This window comes from Nonomuraea mesophila (assembly GCF_004352805.1).
GTDB lineage: Bacteria > Actinomycetota > Actinomycetes > Streptosporangiales > Streptosporangiaceae > Nonomuraea > Nonomuraea longispora.
This window is the reverse complement of record NZ_SMLD01000072.1, coordinates 1-14,362: the sequence shown is the minus strand read 5'-3', so window position 1 is coordinate 14,362 and position 14,362 is coordinate 1. Positions and strand designations below refer to the sequence as shown.

At 70.6% G+C, this 14,362-nt stretch carries 15 protein-coding genes and 1 pseudogene; 9 read left to right on the top strand and 7 right to left on the bottom strand.

The genetic code is table 11. From position 1 onward, the window contains the following. Positions 1-13: 13 nt before the first annotated feature. On the top strand, positions 14-1,423 hold the full coding sequence (locus E1295_RS25325; RefSeq protein ID WP_132633335.1) for a leucyl aminopeptidase: 1,410 nt from the start codon (positions 14-16) through the stop codon (positions 1,421-1,423). Between the two features lie 153 nt (positions 1,424-1,576). On the opposite strand, the gene E1295_RS25320 is transcribed toward E1295_RS25325, so the two are convergent. Continuing rightward, complete coding sequence (locus E1295_RS25320; protein WP_132633333.1) at positions 1,577-2,215, bottom strand: O-methyltransferase; 639 nt, start codon at positions 2,213-2,215, stop codon at positions 1,577-1,579. Between the two features lie 185 nt (positions 2,216-2,400). Between E1295_RS25320 and sigE the strand changes: the two genes are divergently transcribed. The 4 genes from sigE to E1295_RS25300 all read left to right on the top strand — a co-directional run bounded on the left by sigE (position 2,401) and on the right by E1295_RS25300 (position 6,376). After that, positions 2,401-3,033, top strand: coding sequence for an RNA polymerase sigma factor SigE (gene sigE, locus E1295_RS25315; protein WP_132335901.1), 633 nt, complete (start codon positions 2,401-2,403; stop codon positions 3,031-3,033). A gap of 1 nt (position 3,034) precedes the next feature. Then, a complete protein-coding gene (locus tag E1295_RS25310) occupies positions 3,035-3,562 on the top strand; it encodes an anti-sigma factor family protein (protein ID WP_132633331.1) in 528 nt (175 codons plus the stop codon). Between the two features lie 167 nt (positions 3,563-3,729). Next, complete coding sequence (locus E1295_RS25305) at positions 3,730-5,565, top strand: S1C family serine protease (RefSeq protein ID WP_132633329.1); 1,836 nt, start codon at positions 3,730-3,732, stop codon at positions 5,563-5,565. A gap of 445 nt (positions 5,566-6,010) precedes the next feature. Further along, positions 6,011-6,376, top strand: a complete 366-nt coding sequence (locus E1295_RS25300; RefSeq protein WP_132633327.1) for a sec-independent translocase — start codon at positions 6,011-6,013, stop codon at positions 6,374-6,376. Between the two features lie 275 nt (positions 6,377-6,651). On the opposite strand, the gene E1295_RS25295 is transcribed toward E1295_RS25300, so the two are convergent. Beyond that, complete coding sequence (locus E1295_RS25295) at positions 6,652-7,788, bottom strand: Mrp/NBP35 family ATP-binding protein (RefSeq protein WP_132633325.1); 1,137 nt, start codon at positions 7,786-7,788, stop codon at positions 6,652-6,654. Between the two features lie 160 nt (positions 7,789-7,948). Between E1295_RS25295 and E1295_RS25290 the strand changes: the two genes are divergently transcribed. Next, entirely contained in the window at positions 7,949-8,410 is a 462-nt protein-coding gene (locus E1295_RS25290) for a MarR family winged helix-turn-helix transcriptional regulator (RefSeq protein WP_246080335.1), read from the top strand. On the opposite strand, the gene E1295_RS25285 is transcribed toward E1295_RS25290, so the two are convergent. Beyond that, positions 8,394-8,861 carry a DUF1003 domain-containing protein gene (locus E1295_RS25285; protein WP_132633323.1) on the bottom strand — a complete coding sequence of 156 codons (468 nt, stop codon included), beginning with the start codon at positions 8,859-8,861 and terminating at the stop codon, positions 8,394-8,396. The two genes, E1295_RS25290 and E1295_RS25285, sit on opposite strands and share 17 nt — an antisense overlap. Next, positions 8,851-10,059, bottom strand: a complete 1,209-nt coding sequence (locus tag E1295_RS25280; RefSeq protein ID WP_246080333.1) for a magnesium transporter MgtE N-terminal domain-containing protein — start codon at positions 10,057-10,059, stop codon at positions 8,851-8,853. Before E1295_RS25280 ends, E1295_RS25285 begins: the two co-directional genes overlap by 11 nt. A 96-nt stretch (positions 10,060-10,155) precedes the next feature. On the opposite strand from E1295_RS25280, the gene E1295_RS25275 reads away from it, so the two are divergent. Further along, positions 10,156-11,142 carry an EamA family transporter gene (locus tag E1295_RS25275; RefSeq protein WP_132633321.1) on the top strand — a complete coding sequence of 329 codons (987 nt, stop codon included), beginning with the start codon at positions 10,156-10,158 and terminating at the stop codon, positions 11,140-11,142. Here the strand turns inward: E1295_RS25275 and E1295_RS25270 are convergent. Further along, entirely contained in the window at positions 11,126-11,494 is a 369-nt protein-coding gene (locus E1295_RS25270) for a hypothetical protein (protein ID WP_132633319.1), read from the bottom strand. The two genes, E1295_RS25275 and E1295_RS25270, sit on opposite strands and share 17 nt — an antisense overlap. Positions 11,495-11,544: 50 nt before the next feature. Between E1295_RS25270 and E1295_RS25265 the strand changes: the two genes are divergently transcribed. Further along, the gene (locus E1295_RS25265) at positions 11,545-12,477 is read left to right on the top strand and encodes an HpcH/HpaI aldolase/citrate lyase family protein (RefSeq protein WP_132633317.1); all 933 of its coding nucleotides are present in this window, start codon (positions 11,545-11,547) and stop codon (positions 12,475-12,477) included. On the opposite strand, the gene E1295_RS25260 is transcribed toward E1295_RS25265, so the two are convergent. After that, positions 12,467-13,012 carry a DUF6529 family protein gene (locus E1295_RS25260; RefSeq protein ID WP_132633315.1) on the bottom strand — a complete coding sequence of 182 codons (546 nt, stop codon included), beginning with the start codon at positions 13,010-13,012 and terminating at the stop codon, positions 12,467-12,469. The two genes, E1295_RS25265 and E1295_RS25260, sit on opposite strands and share 11 nt — an antisense overlap. Next, the gene (locus tag E1295_RS25255) at positions 13,009-13,740 is read right to left on the bottom strand and encodes a hypothetical protein (RefSeq protein WP_132633313.1); all 732 of its coding nucleotides are present in this window, start codon (positions 13,738-13,740) and stop codon (positions 13,009-13,011) included. The genes E1295_RS25260 and E1295_RS25255 overlap by 4 nt, the downstream gene beginning before the upstream one ends. 98 nt (positions 13,741-13,838) lie before the next feature. On the opposite strand from E1295_RS25255, the pseudogene E1295_RS25250 reads away from it, so the two are divergent. Further along, positions 13,839-14,362, top strand: a pseudogene (locus tag E1295_RS25250) (hypothetical protein); the annotation flags it as partial.

Sequence of the window (14,362 nt, the reverse complement as noted above, 5' to 3'; positions counted from 1 at the left end):
GAGGAGAGATTCCGTGCCCATTGAGACCACTGCGTCGGTGGTCGCCGAGGCCCCCGACGACCCCGAGCTGCTGGCCGTCCCCTATGCCTCTGACCTCAGTCCAGCGCATGCCGTCGAGCTGCACCTGCCCGTGCCCGACCTGCTGGAACACTACGAGGCCAAGGGAGAGGCGGGCGAGGTCGTCGAGGTCCCGGTGGCACGGGGCGGCGGCGTGGGCCGCGTGCTGCTCTACGGCGTCGGCGACCGTTCGCCGCGCGCGCTGCGCAGGGCCGGCGCCGCGCTGACGCGCAAGGTCAAGGGCAAGGACACGCTGACCGTGGTGACGCCCGGCGGCGACGTGACGGCGTTCGCCGAGGCGGCGCTGCTGGCGGCCTACTCGTACAAGATCGGCAAGGCGGGCAAGCCGGCCGTGCGGACGCTCGCGTTCGCGGGGGCCGACGAGGCCCAGGTACGCCGCGCGCAGGTCATCGCCCAGGCGGTGGCGCTCGCGCGCGACCTGGCCAACACGCCCTCATCGGTGAAGAACCCCGCTTGGCTCGCCGAACGGGCCGCCGAGAGCGGCATGCCGGTCAAGGTGTGGGACGAAGAGCGCCTGCAGGCCGAGGGCTTCGGCGGCATCCTCGCCGTGGGGCGCGGCTCGGCCAGCCCGCCGCGGCTCATCCAGCTCTCCTACACGCCCGACGGGCCCTACGACCGGCACGTGGTGCTGGTGGGCAAGGGCATCACGTTCGACTCCGGCGGGCTGTCGCTGAAGCCGACAGACAACATGAAGACCCAGAAGACCGACATGGCGGGCGGCGCGGCCGTGATCGCCGTGCTCGGCGCGCTGGCCCGGCTGGGCGCACCCGTACGCGTCACCGGGCTGGTCGCAGCCGCCGAGAACATGCCGTCGGGCACGGCGCAGCGGCCCAGCGACGTCATCAAGCACTACGGCGGCCGTACCGTCGAGGTGCTCAACACCGACGCCGAGGGACGCCTGGTGCTGGCCGACGCCCTCGCCTACGCCGACGCCGTCCTCGACCCCGACGCGGTGGTCGACGTCGCCACGCTCACCGGGGCGATCACGGTGGCGCTCGGGCGCAACGTCGGCGCCGTCTACTCCTCCGACGACGGGCTGGCCAAGCAGCTCGTCGACGCCGGCCAGAGCGCCGACGACCGGCTCTGGCGCATGCCGCTGATCGAGGACTACGCGCCCGCGCTGAAGTCGCCGATCGCCGATCTCAGCAACGTCGAGTCCGGGTCGAAGTTCGGCGCGGGGTCGATCACGGCGGCGCTGTTCCTGCGGGAGTTCGCCGGGGGACGGCCGTGGGCGCACCTCGACATCGCCGGCGTCGGACGCAGCACCGTCGACGAGGGCACGCTCAGCAAGGGCGCCACGGGGTTCGGCGTGCGCGTGCTCCTCGAATGGCTCACGCGCACGTAACGGTCGCTCGCCGCGGAAGGGCGCACGCCCACGCCGCCCGGCCGGGGGCGCGTGCTGCCGACGCGCGCGTGCGCCCTGTGCTCGCCTGCGCCGTGCGCGCGTGTGGCGCGTACGTCGTGGAGAGGCACGCGCACGTACGGGGCAGTGGGCGCGTCAGTCAGCGATCTTGACGGCGGCCAGCAGGCCGTCGCCCAGCGGCATCAGCACCGAGCGGAGCCGCTCGTCCGACTGCACCAGCTTGCCCACCTCGCGCAGGGTCACCGTGTCGGGGTCGCGCTGCGCCGGGTCGGCCACCCGGTTGTGCCACAACATGTTGTCGAAGGCCACGACGCCGCCCACGCGCAGCAGCCGGACCGCCTCGGAGAGGTAGTCGGCGTACTCGTGTTTGGCGCCGTCGGCGAAGACCATGTCATAGCCGCCGTCCGACAGCCGTGGCAGCACGTCGAGCGCCCGGCCCGAGATGAGGCGTACGCGCCCGCCCGAGAAGCCCGCCTCGGCGAACGCCTGCCGGGCCAGCCGCTGGTGTTCGGGTTCGACGTCGACGCTCGTCAGCGTGCCGTCCGAACGCATGCCGCGCAGCAGCCACAGGCCCGAGACGCCGCAGCCCGTGCCGACCTCGACGACGGACTTGGCGTTGACCGCGGTCGCCAGGAAACACAAGGCCGCCCCGCCGCCGGGAAGGATGGGCGTGGCCCCCATCTCCAGCCCGCGCTGCCGCGCAGCGTGCACGATCTCATCCTCGTGATGGAACTGCTCCGCATAGGCCAGAGTGGCCTCCACCGGAGTGGTCATCGGCCGCCTCCCCCCACTTTCGTGCGATTGTCGCAAAAGGTCATACACGTGATTGGTGCCGATCGCAGCCTATGGGAGACACGCCGGGACGGGAACTCAGGAGGGACCTGAGGCGTTGCAGGTTTAAACGGGCTTTGCCGGTCCGGAAGGCAGGCAGTGCGCACGAAGGGACGAAACCAGGCACTATGGCGGTAGCGGTGGTCCCAGAGAGAGGAGTTCTGGTGGACGAAAGCGACCACCAGACAGATACTCCGGTGTCGTCTGACTGGACTCCTCCCACGTGGGAGGAAGTGGTGCGGACCCACTCCGCACGCGTGTATCGGCTGGCATACCGGCTGACCGGCAATGTCCACGACGCGGAAGACCTGACCCAGGAGGTCTTCGTCCGGGTTTTCAGGTCGCTGTCAAGCTACACCCCCGGCACCTTCGAGGGGTGGCTGCACCGGATCACGACCAACCTGTTCCTCGACATGGCGCGCCGCAAACAGCGCATCAGATTCGAGGGGCTGGCCGACGACGCCGCCGAGCGGTTGCGCGGCCGTGAGCCGTCCCCCGCGCAGGCGCTGGACGACGCGCATCTGGAGCCCGACATCCAGGCCGCCCTCGACGCGCTGGCCCCGGAGTTCCGGGCGGCGATCGTGCTGTGCGACATCGAGGGCCTGTCCTATGAAGAGATCGCGGCCACGCTCGGCGTCAAGCTGGGCACGGTCCGAAGCCGCATTCACCGTGGCCGGGCGCAGTTGCGGGAGGCGCTCGACCATCGGGCCCCCCGTAATTCTCAACTCCCCCCGACCGTGATCCGTGGGGAGGAAAACTGATATGGCTCATCTTGGAGAACGCGTATCCGCGCTCGTCGACGGGGAGCTCAACCACACCGAACGCGAGCGTGCGCTTGCCCATCTGACCTTCTGCGCTGACTGTCGTCGAGAGGTCGAGTCGATGCGGGCGCTGAAGTCGCGCCTGCGCTCGCTCGACGATCCGTCGATGCCCGCCGACCTGACGATGTCCCTGCTCCGGATGGCGGAGCCGGGAGGGCCGCTGCCCCCGAGGGAGCGCCCTTTCCCCACACGCACCTTCGGCGGGGTGCCCATCCCTGGGCCGCACAGCATCGCGCCTCTGGACAACCGCCCGCGCAGGGACGCCGCTGGTGGAGCCACGGGCCCTGGGCGCGGTGGTAGGCGGCGCTCGACCTACGTGGCGGTCGGGGTGGTCTCCGCGGCCGTCGCACTCGGCACGTTCCTCGCGGCCTCCGGCGTCGGACAGAGCAACCCCGCGCCCCCGGTCGAGCTCTTCCAGCAGCCCGCTCGCAACTCGCCGACGAGTGCTCCCCCCACCGCCACACCTTGAGCTCGCACCATGCCTGGGATACTCGGGGTGGCGTAGTCAACGACGCGCGGGGCATACGATCTGGGTTCGGGATTTGTCACGAGCGATTCATGACAAATGCTTTATGACCCTCGTATGCCGCACAAGCGAGGATTGCGGTGGCCGAGCCAAGGAGTGGTGAGACTTAGATGACCGACGAGACGCGCCCCAACGAAGGACGCACGACGTCGGACTACCCCGAGCCACAGGGGCGGCCGGACTTCCTGCCCGCCGGAGATGAGTCCGAGCACGAGGACAGGCGGCCCGAGCCGCCCGCCTCGTTCGGCTCCTCCTGGGGCGACCCGTCGGGCCGCTCCGAGGGTTTCGGCACGCCACCGTACGACCGCCCGGCCGGCCAATCGCCCGCCGAGGGCGGGTCGGCGGGCGACGACCCTGGCCGGACCGGGTCACGGCTCAGCGTGCCGTCGTTCGGCCCGCCCGACCCGGACACCCGCTCCCATGAGCATCCGCCGCCGCCCGAGCCGGGCTCGAGCCCCTACGAAGGCTCCTACGACAACTCACACGAGGGTCCCCACGAAGGCCCTCACGGAGGCCCGCAGCCCGACCGCGACTCACGGTCCCACGACGGTCCGATCTTCGGGCTCGCCGAGAGCAACACCCAGGAGAACCCCGCGTTCGGCCGCACTGACGGCGGTGAGAGTGGTTTCGGCCGTCCCGATGGCGGTTTCGGCCGTCCCGACGGCGGCACGCGGGCGTACGAAGCGCCGCTCTTCGGCGGCCCGCCCTCCTTCGGCGGCACGCCACCACCCCCGCCCCCGCGTCAGGCCCTCGGCATGGGCGCGGGCTGGGCGCCGCCTCCATCGGGCGCGCACGGCCACGTCAGCAGGCCGCGCCGCATCCCCAGCACCGGCTTCCTCATCTCGACCGCCGTCGCCATCGCCCTGGTGGCCTCGCTGCTCGGCAGCGTCGGCACCTACCTGCTCACCAAGCCGACCAGCGACAACGACCCCGGCTACAGCCTGGGCCCGGTGCCGACGGGCGCCACCGACCGGGCGCCCGACTCGGTGGCGGGCGTGGCCGCGCGGGTGCTGCCGAGCGTGGTGTCCATCGAAGCCGGCAACGGCATGGCCACCGAAGGCGCCTCCGGCTCCGGTTTCGTGATCAAGAACGGTTACGTGGTGACCAACAACCACGTGGTCGCCCCGGCCGCCAAGGGCGGCGAGATCCGGATCATGTTCAACAACCGCAAGACCACCACGGCCCGCATCGTCGGCCGTGACCCGGGCTCCGACCTGGCCGTCATCAAGCCGGAGGACACGTTCGGCACGCCTGAGATCACCCTCGGCAACTCCGACCAGGTCGTGGTCGGCGACCCCGTGATCGCCGTCGGCTCCCCGCTGGGCCTGACCGGCACGGTGACGACAGGCATCGTCAGCTCGCTCAACCGGCCGGTCATCGCCGGCGACGACACCGGCGCCAGCTCCGAGGAGCCCGCCTACATCAGCGCGATCCAGACCGACGCCGCCATCAACCCCGGCAACTCCGGCGGGCCGCTCGTCAACGGCCGCGGCGAGGTCGTCGGCGTCAACTCGGCGATCGCCACCCTCAGCCGCTCGCTCAACAGCCAGAGCGGCAGCATCGGCCTCGGCTTCGCGATCCCCGTCAACCAGACGCGGCGCGTCGCCGAAGAGCTCATCGCCACCGGCAGGGCCAAGCGCCCCAAGATCGGCATCCTTCTCGACCGCGACTACAAGGGCCAGGGCGTACGCATCGCCTCCGAGCCGGTCGGCGGCCAGCAGCCGGTCGACGCTGACGGGCCGGCGGGCAAGGCCGGGCTGAAGGCGGGCGACGTGATCCTGGAGATCGACGGGCTGGCGCTGCAGGACGGCAACGAGCTGATCGCGCTGATCCGCAGCAAGGAACCCGGCTCCACGATCGACATCAAGTTCCAGCGCGCCGGCCAGGAACAGAGGGCCACCCTCACCGTCGAAGCCGACGAACAGCCCGCGCCGAGTCCGTCTTGATCTGTCGCTCCGTCCGGATCTCTTGGGGTCCGTCCGGATCTCCTGGGTCCGTCCGTCCTGACCTGGTTGGCCTGTCCGGGTTTCTTGGGGTCCGTCCGTCCTGCTCTGGTTGGCCTGTCCGGGTTTCTTGGGGTCCGTCCCTCCTGCTCTGGTTGGCCTGTCCTGATTTTTACGGCACAGCCGACCTGCCCCCACCCACCGTCGTGCGTGACCGGCCTTCCAGGGTGACGCTCACCGGCTTCCCCGCCGCGCCGCCGTAACGAACCGGGCCAGGCCGTCCGCGTGGTCGAAGCGGCCCCCGTGGTCCGCACGCGGTGGCCGGGTGGGCAGGCGATTCGGAGTAAAAATGACCATAGGGCGGCGACCGACCTATGCCGCAGAGCCCTTAGTCTGTGGATAGGCCGGGGTTGTCCTCGGAGAGGTTCGACTGCGGTAGGAGCTCACGGTGTTCGGACTTGGGTGGTGGGAAGTCGCAGCGTTGATCGTGCTCGCGCTGCTCGTCTTCGGCCCCGACAAACTGCCTCAGGCCGCTTCGCAGGCGGGTCGGACACTGCGCAACCTGCGGCGCATGGCCACCAACGCGCGCGACGACCTGCGGGCGGGGCTCGGCCCGGAGTTCTCGAACTTCGACCCGGCCGACCTGAACCCGCGTACGTTCGTCCGCAAGCACCTCCTCGACGACATCGAGGAGGACTGGAACAACAACAAACAGCGCGAGCTCGAACCGGCCACCACGGCCCCCGCCACGCCTGGCCCGATGGACGAGCTCGGCTACGGCGAGATCCCTCCGTACGACTCCGAGGCCACCTGACGCCGCTCCCTCGCCGTCCCTGCCCTTGTCCGGACCTGGGCCGCACCCGTACCCGCACGCAGACGGTCGATCCCACGGCGGCTCCCGCGACCTTCCCCGCAGCCCGATCCGCGCAGTCCCATCCGTGCGGTTCGATCCGCGCGGTCGCCTGTCGTGCCTGGTGTTGCGGGGTCGTGCTGGGGGTGTGGTTCGGGGGCCTGAGGGCTCGGGGTGGTCGGCCCTGGGGTGGTTGGCCCGCGCGCGATGCGGGCGGCCCGGACGCGCGCGGGACGGAGTCAGCGGCGGGGTGCCAGGCCCAGCTGGAGGCCCTTGAGGCTGGAGGAGCGCTTGCTGAGCGCTCCGGCGATCGAGCGCAGTTCCGTGGCGGCGGGTGAGTCGGGGTCGGTCAGCACCAGAGGCTTGCCCTCGTCGCTGCCCTCCCGCAGCCGCAGGTCGATCGGCACCTGGCCGAGCAGCGGCACCCTGGCGCCGAGGGTGCGGGTCAGCGCGTCGGCGACGGTCTGGCCGCCGCCCTCGCCGAACACCGCGATGCGCTCGTCGCAGTGGGGGCACGGCAGCCACGCCATGTTCTCGATGACGCCGGCGATCTGCTGGTGCGTCTGGGCCGCGATCGAGCCGGCGCGCTCGGCCACCTCGGCGGCTGCCATCTGGGGTGTCGTCACGACCAGGATCTCGGCCGACGGCAGCCGCTGCGCCACCGAGATGGCGATGTCGCCGGTGCCCGGGGGCAGGTCGAGCAGGAGCACGTCGAGGTCGCCCCAGTAGACGTCGGCGAGGAACTGGTGCAGGGCCCGGTCGAGCATCGGGCCGCGCCACACCACCGGCGTGTTGCCCTCCGGCTTGAACATGCCGACCGAGATGACCTTGATGTCGTGGGCCACCGGCGGCATGATCATGTCTTCGACCTTGGTGGGCCGTTCGGCGGCGCCCAGCATGCGGGGCACGCTGTGGCCGTAGATGTCGGCGTCGACGATGCCGACCTTGAGGCCGCTCGCGGTCATGGCGGCGGCGAGGTTGACGGTGACGGACGACTTGCCGACGCCGCCCTTGCCGCTGGCCACCGCGAACACGCGGGTCAGCGAGCCCGGCTGGTTGAAGGGGATCTCCTTCTCCGGGCCCCGGTCGCCTCGCAGCTTGGTCTGCAGGGCCTTGCGCTGCTCGGTGCTCATCACGTCGAGTTCGAGCTGCACGTCGGTCACGCCGTCGAGCTTGGCGACGGCGTTCTTCACGTCGCGGCGGATGGTGTCCTTCATCGGACAGCCGGCCACGGTGAGGTAGACGCCGACGTGCACGGCGCCGCCGGGAGCGATCTCGATGCTCTTGACCATGCCGAGGTCCGTGATCGGGCGGCGGATCTCGGGGTCGATGACGGTGGCGAGAGCGGCCGTCACGTTTTCCTGGGTTAGTGCCATCGAAGTCTCGGCACGAGGGAGTGCCGGCCCTCCTTTGTCGGTATATGTGTGACAGGCGCTGGACGCCAGTGAGGATGCCCCTCCATCGTATGAACCGAAGGCCTCGCTGAGTTAATCCGAGCTGTTAGATGTCCGTGCAACAACGTCCTAAGGTTACTCCGTGACTCTTCTGCGCCACGAGGGCCTCACCGTCGATGAGTTGGCGGTCTGGCGGATGCTGCAGCGGGCCCAGGTGCGCATCACCCGCCACCTGGAGGCGGAGCTGCTGGTCGCCCATGACCTGCCGCTGGCGTCGTACGACGTGCTCATGCAGCTGGCCGAGGCTCCGGAGCGGCGGCTGCGCATGAACGATCTGGCCGACCGCGTGCTGTTGTCCCGCAGCGGGCTGACCAGGCTCATCGACCGGCTCCAGCGCGACGGCCTGGTGGCGCGCCAGGCGTGCGCCGACGACGCGCGCGGGTTGTTCGCGGTGCTGACCGAGCGCGGCGCGTCCAGGCTGGCCGAGGCGACGCCGACCTACCTGCGCGGCATCAGGACGCAGTTCCTCGACATGCTGGGCCCCGACGAGCTCGGCGAGGTGCGCGCGATGCTCGCCAAGCTCGACATCACCGGCGCTCCCTGAGCTCCTCCAGGAGGCGTCCGAGCTCGGAGCGCAGATAGTCGCGGGTGGCCACCTCGTTCAGCGCCAGGCGCAATCCGGCGATCTCGCGGGTCAGATATTCGATCTCCGCCTGGTTGCGCTCGGCGCTCTCGCGGTCCTGCTCGTACTGGATGCGGTCGCGGTCGGTCTGGCGGTTCTGGGCCAGCAGGATCAGCGGCGCCGCGTAGCTCGCCTGCAGCGACAACATCAGTGTGAGGAAGATGAACGGGTAGGGGTCGAACTTCAGCGGGTCGGGCGCGGCCACGTTCCAGATCACCCAGGTCGTCACGAAGACGGTCATGTAGACGATGAACCGGGCGGTGCCGAGGAAACGGGCGATGCGCTCCGACAGCCGTCCGAACGCCTCGGGGTCATAGTGCGGACGCAACGACCGCCGCAGGTCGCGGGGCTGGTCGAGACGTTCAGACGTCATGGTCGGCCCCTTCGCGCCAGTCCTCGGGAAGCAGGTGGTCGAGCACGTCGTCGACGGTCACCGCGCCGACCAGCCGGCCGAACTCGTCGACGACGGGCGCGGCGACCAGGTTGTAGTTGGCCAGGTAGGAGGTGACCTCGCGCAGCGTGAACTCCGGTTTGATGGGGTCGATGGAGGGGTCGAGCACGCCGCCGAGGATCGTGGACGGTGGCTCGCGCAGCAGCCGCTGGAAGTGCGAGACGCCCAGATAGGTGCCCGTCGGCGTCTCCGTGGGCGGCCTGGTGACGTAGACCTGGGCCGCGACGGCCGGGGTGAGGTCCTGCTGGCGGATGTGGGCGAGGGCCTCGGCCACCGTGGAGGTGGGAGGCAGGATCACGGGCTCGCTGGTCATCACGCCGCCCGCGCTGTCGACCGGGTAGGTGAGCAGGCGCCGCACCGGGGCGGCCTCCTCCGGCTCCATCAGCGCCAGCAGCCGGGCCGCCTGCTCCTGCGGCAGGTCGTGCAGCAGGTCGGCGGCGTCGTCGGGCCCCATCTCCTCCAGCACGACGGCGGCCCGTTCGGGCTCAAGGGTGCCGACGATGCCGATCTGGTCGTCGGGCGGGAGCTCTTCGAGCACGTCGGCCAGCCGCTCGTCGCTGAGGGCGCCGGCGATCTCGATGCGGCGCTTGCTCGGCAGCCCGTGCAGCGCGCTGGCCATGTCGGCGGCCCGGAGCGACTCGAACGCGGAGATCAGCCCCGCGGCCCCCTGGTCCTTCTGCAGCGTGTCGAACCCGGACACCTCGTCCCAGTCGACGATGCGCAGGTCGCGCCGGCGGCCCCGGTGGAGCGCGATCTTGGTGATCTCCCACGTGGACGGCCTGACCTCTTCCATGGCAACGTCGTAGACGGTCATCCGCCGGTCGTCGTAGGTCACGACCAGGTCGAGCATCTCGCCGATGACGAGCGTCTCCGTGGCCCGCTGCTCGAACCTGCGCATGTTGAGCCGGCCGGTGAAGACCACGGCGCCGGCCTCGATGCGGCGTACGCGGGTGATGGGCAGGAACACGCGGCGGCGCGGCTGCACCTCGACCACGAAACCGTGCACGTTGGGCCGGCGGGTGAGGCGCAGGCCCGCCACGACGTCCCGCACCCGGCCGATCTGGTCGCCCGCGGGGTCGAAGACCGGGGTGCCCTGCAGCCGGCCCACGAAGATCTGCACGTGGCCAGGCTAACAGGGCGTTCCCGTTGCGCCCCGGACGCCGGACATGTCAGTATCAAACCTGCTTAACGGTCATTACTGGTCAGGTGGTGTGCGGTGAGGTATGCGGGGCTGGCGCTCGCGTTCGTGGGATCGTGGTGTTTCGCGTTCGCGGGGCCGATGGCCAAATATCTCATCGAGGCCGGGCTGGAGCCGATGGAGGCCGTCTGGACGCGGATGACGGGGGCGGGGCTGCTGCTCGTCGCCGTGCTCGCCGTGGTGAGGCCCCGCGCGCTGCGCATCCCGTCGTCGAAGTTGCCGTTCCTCGGGCTCTACGCGGTCATGGGCGTGGCGGGGGTGCAGTCGTTGTACTTCGTGGCCATCACCCGGCTGCCGGTGGGGGTGGCGCTGCTGCTGGAGTTCATGGCGCCGGTGATGGTGGTGGCGTGGGTGCGGGCCGTGCGCAGGATCAGGCTCGCCAGGGCGGCGTACGTCGGCGCGGTCGTGGCCATCGTGGGCCTCGCGATCGTCGTCGAGGCCTGGCAGGGGTTGCGGATCGACGCGCTGGGCCTGCTGCTCGGGCTGCTGGCCGGAGCGTGCTGCGCCGGATATTTTCTGATGTGCGATGGCTTCGGCGACGACATCGACCCGCTCGGCCTGATCGCCTGGGGCCTGCTGGGCGCGGCCGTCCTGCTGCTCCCGTTCTCGCGGCCCTGGGACATCCCCTGGGAGGCCTTCACGGTCTCCGCCACGCCGGAGGGCGCCGTCACACTCCCGGTGCTCGGGGCCTACCTGTGCATGGCGGTCGTGGGCACCTCGGTCGCGTACATCCTGAGCATGTACGCAGTGCGCCGGTTGTCCGCCGCCGTGGGCGCCACCGTCGCGTCCCTGGAGGTCATCGCGGGCGCGGTGCTGGCGTGGGCGCTGGTCGGGGAGACGCTCGGCGTGTTCCAGATCGTGGGCGGGCTGATCGTGCTCTCGGGCGCGCTGCTCGCCCAGACCGCCACCGCGTCCGCCCAGTCGCCGGCCCAGTCGCCGGCCCAGTCGCCGGACGGGCCCGAAGCCGCCGCCGGGGAACCGGCTTCGGTCACCGCTCCGGGGTGAGGCGCACGACCGTGCAGTCGCGGGCCCAGCGCTCGGCGAGGTGCTCGCTGTCGCGGGCGTTGAGCCTTTCCTTCGCCAGCGCCGCCACGGCGTCACCGGCGGCGGCCTGGTCGACGACCGACACCGCGGCGTCGAACTCCATCAGCCTCGCGCCGTTGTCCTTGCTGCGCAGCGTGACGTGCACCCGGTCGAGCGCGTCGAGGCCGGGCAACTGCTGCTCCTCGCCCCCCGTCACCAGGTAGATCGCGCCGTCGTGCCACGAGTGCCAGGCCAGGCGCGGGCGATCGAGGGAGAGCCAGAGGATGCCCGACTTCTTCGCGCCCTCTTCGATCGCGGAGGTGTTGTCGCTCACAGCTCCGACTGTACGGCCGGGCCGGGGCCGGGGACGAGTAGCGTGTGCGCATGCGTTCCCGTCGTTCGGTGCTCGCCGTGCCAGGCAGCAACCCCCGCTTCCTCGACAAGGCTCAGACCCTGCCCGTCGACGAGGTCTTCCTCGACCTGGAGGACTCCGTCGCCCCGGCGGCCAAGCAGGAGGCGCGCGAGAACGTCGTGACCGCGCTGCGCGAGGGCGACTGGTCGGGCAAGACCCGGGTGGTCCGGGTCAACGACCTCACCACGCAGTGGGCCTACCGCGACGTGATCGAGGTCGTCGAGGGCGCGGGCGAGTTCGTCGACTGCCTGATGCTGCCCAAGGTCCAGGACTCCACCGACGTCGTCTGGCTCGATACGCTGCTCACCCAGATCGAGCAGGCCATGGGGCACGAGGTGGGCCGCATCGGCATCGAGGCGCAGATCGAGAACGCCCGCGGGCTGGTCAACGTCGACGCCGTCGCGGGCTCGTCGCGGCGGCTGGAGACGCTCGTGTTCGGCCCCGCCGACTTCATGGCCTCGATCAACATGCGTACGCTCGTCGTCGGCGAGCAGCCGCCCGGCTACGTCGAGGGCGACGCCTACCACTACATCCTCATGCGCCTGCTCATGGCCGCGCGGATGCACGACCTGCAGGTGATCGACGGCCCCTACCTGCAGATCAAGGACGTCGAGGGCTTCGAGAAGGTGGCCCGCAGGGCGGCGGCGCTCGGGTTCGACGGCAAGTGGGTGCTGCACCCCTCCCAGGTCGACGCGGCCAACGCGGTGTTCTCGCCCACGCAGGAGGACTATGACCACGCCGAGCTCATCCTGGAGGCGTACGACTACTACACCGCGGTCGAGAAGCGCGGCGCGGTCATGCTGGGCGACGAGATGATCGACGAGGCCTCGCGCAAGATGGCGCTCGTCGTGGCGGCCAAGGGGCGGGCCGCCGGGCTCACCCGTACGACGTCCTTCACACCTTGAAGCCGATGGCGGTGAAGAACCAGAACGACGACGTCAGCCAGAGCCCCACGAGCACCGTGAACGCCACCCCGCCGAACACCGGCAGCGTCCAACCCGGGGCGCCGCGCCTGGGCAGGGCGAGCATCTTCGTGGTGAACACCCCGTAGAAGAAACAGCCGAGCAGCGAGTGCACCAGGACCCTCGGCACGTCGTACTGCAGGCCCAGGGCGTAGAGGCAGTGGAAGGCGACGGGGATCGTCAGCAGGAACGCGATCCGGCCCGACCAGCGGTGCACGGCGGGCGGGATGGCGACGCCGAGCCTGTCCCACATCGACAGGGCCGAGACCACCTGCACGATCGCGAGCACGAACGCGCCGGTGGTGAGCCAGACCTTCATCGGCAGGGCGGCGGAGAAGCCGGCCACGCCGACCGCGAACCCGGTGGGTGTGTGCGCCCGTCCGAAGATGCCGAGCGCGACCACGACGAGCCCTCCGGCGATCAGCGGCCAGAGCAGCGGAGTCAGGCTGCGGGACGGCCGCTGGTGGATGGCGGTCATGACATCTCCTCGATGAAGCCGTCGACGTCCTTGGGGTAGACCGTGGTGTCGTCCACGGTCAGGGGGGTGGTGGGCCGCTCGCCGTCGAGCCGCGGGATGTCGAGCTGCTCCTCCCCGAGTACGGCGGCGCCGACCTGCGTGAAGCCGCCCTGCGGGTTCTTCAGCACGATCCAGCCGGCCCTGAGCTTGGCGCCCCTGACGATCGCGGTGGCGCGGTAGAGGCCCGACGGCTTGACGACCGTGGGGGCGACGAAGCTCCACTTCTTGCCGCCGAGCGCGACCGTACCCCTGGCCTTGCCGCCTCCCAGCGCGGCCGTGACCTTGGCGCTGCCGAAGCCGGTCAGCGACAGCTCGCCCGCCGACTCCTTGCCCTTGAACCACGCCTCGGTCCTGCCGTCGCAGAAGTAGCCGATGGCCTTGCCGTTCCTGATGGAGATGGCGATGAGGCCGCCGTTGCCCTTGACGCGCCCGCCGTAGTCGGCTCTGGCGATCTTCTTGGGTTCGGTGGGGGAGGGCGCGGGGGACGGTTCCGCGGTGTTCCTCGTCGCGGGGGGCGATTCGGTGGCGTTCTGCCGCGCGGGGGTCGTCTCCTCCGTGGAAGGCGCCTCCGCAACGGTGTTCGCGGCCGTGTTGTCGGCCGCGGGTGCCGCGTTGATGCTGGCGACACCGAGTCCCGCGGCGAGCACGACGCCCGCGGCGAGGGTGATGACAGGTCCCAGCCTTGACATGGACTGCTCCCAGGGTCGAATGCCTACGAACCCGAGCATCCGCCTAAAAGAGCGCGCCGTCTGTGAACTATTGCGCACCAAGCGGACAGAATGTATGGATGCAGGAGAATCCAGGGCCCCAATTTCCGTACGGCGGGCCGCCGCCGGCCCACCCGTATCCGCCGCCACGCCCGTCCTGGTTCCTGTCCGCGCCGCGCGGGGCCCGCTATGACCATCTGGCGAGGACCGCCGCGTCGCATCCGTGGCGGGCGATCGTCGGCACGCTCGTCATCGCCGCCGGGTTCTTCACGCTCGGCGTGGTGGTGGTGTTCGCGGGCATGGTGGTGTCGCTGATCGCGGGCATCCCGTTCACGGTGGAGCCCAGCGGGCAACTGACGGGCAATCCGGTGTTCTCGCTGGTGGTGCTGCTGCTGTCGCTGGCGCCGATGATCCTGCTCGTGTACGGCACGGTGGCGCTCATCCAGCGCCGCCGCCCCGGCACGATCTCGTCCGTGGCCGGGCGGCTGCGCTGGTCGTGGATGGCGCGCTGCGCGGGGCTGGCGGTCCTGGCGCTGGCGGCCGGCCAGGGCACGCAGATGCTCGTCATGTCGGCGGGGGGCGACGACAGCGAGATGTTCGGCTG

Coding starts and splice junctions, on each gene's coding strand:
- E1295_RS25260 (WP_132633315.1), bottom strand. CDS start 13,012: ATGACCGCCATCCACCAGCGGCCGTCCCGCAGCCTGACTCCGCTGCTC.
- E1295_RS25285 (WP_132633323.1), bottom strand. CDS start 8,861: ATGACGTCTGAACGTCTCGACCAGCCCCGCGACCTGCGGCGGTCGTTG.
- sigE (WP_132335901.1), top strand. CDS start 2,401: ATGGCGGTAGCGGTGGTCCCAGAGAGAGGAGTTCTGGTGGACGAAAGC.
- E1295_RS25310 (WP_132633331.1), top strand. CDS start 3,035: ATGGCTCATCTTGGAGAACGCGTATCCGCGCTCGTCGACGGGGAGCTC.
- E1295_RS25320 (WP_132633333.1), bottom strand. CDS start 2,215: ATGACCACTCCGGTGGAGGCCACTCTGGCCTATGCGGAGCAGTTCCAT.
- E1295_RS25255 (WP_132633313.1), bottom strand. CDS start 13,740: ATGTCAAGGCTGGGACCTGTCATCACCCTCGCCGCGGGCGTCGTGCTC.
- E1295_RS25295 (WP_132633325.1), bottom strand. CDS start 7,788: ATGGCACTAACCCAGGAAAACGTGACGGCCGCTCTCGCCACCGTCATC.
- E1295_RS25265 (WP_132633317.1), top strand. CDS start 11,545: ATGCGTTCCCGTCGTTCGGTGCTCGCCGTGCCAGGCAGCAACCCCCGC.
- E1295_RS25305 (WP_132633329.1), top strand. CDS start 3,730: ATGACCGACGAGACGCGCCCCAACGAAGGACGCACGACGTCGGACTAC.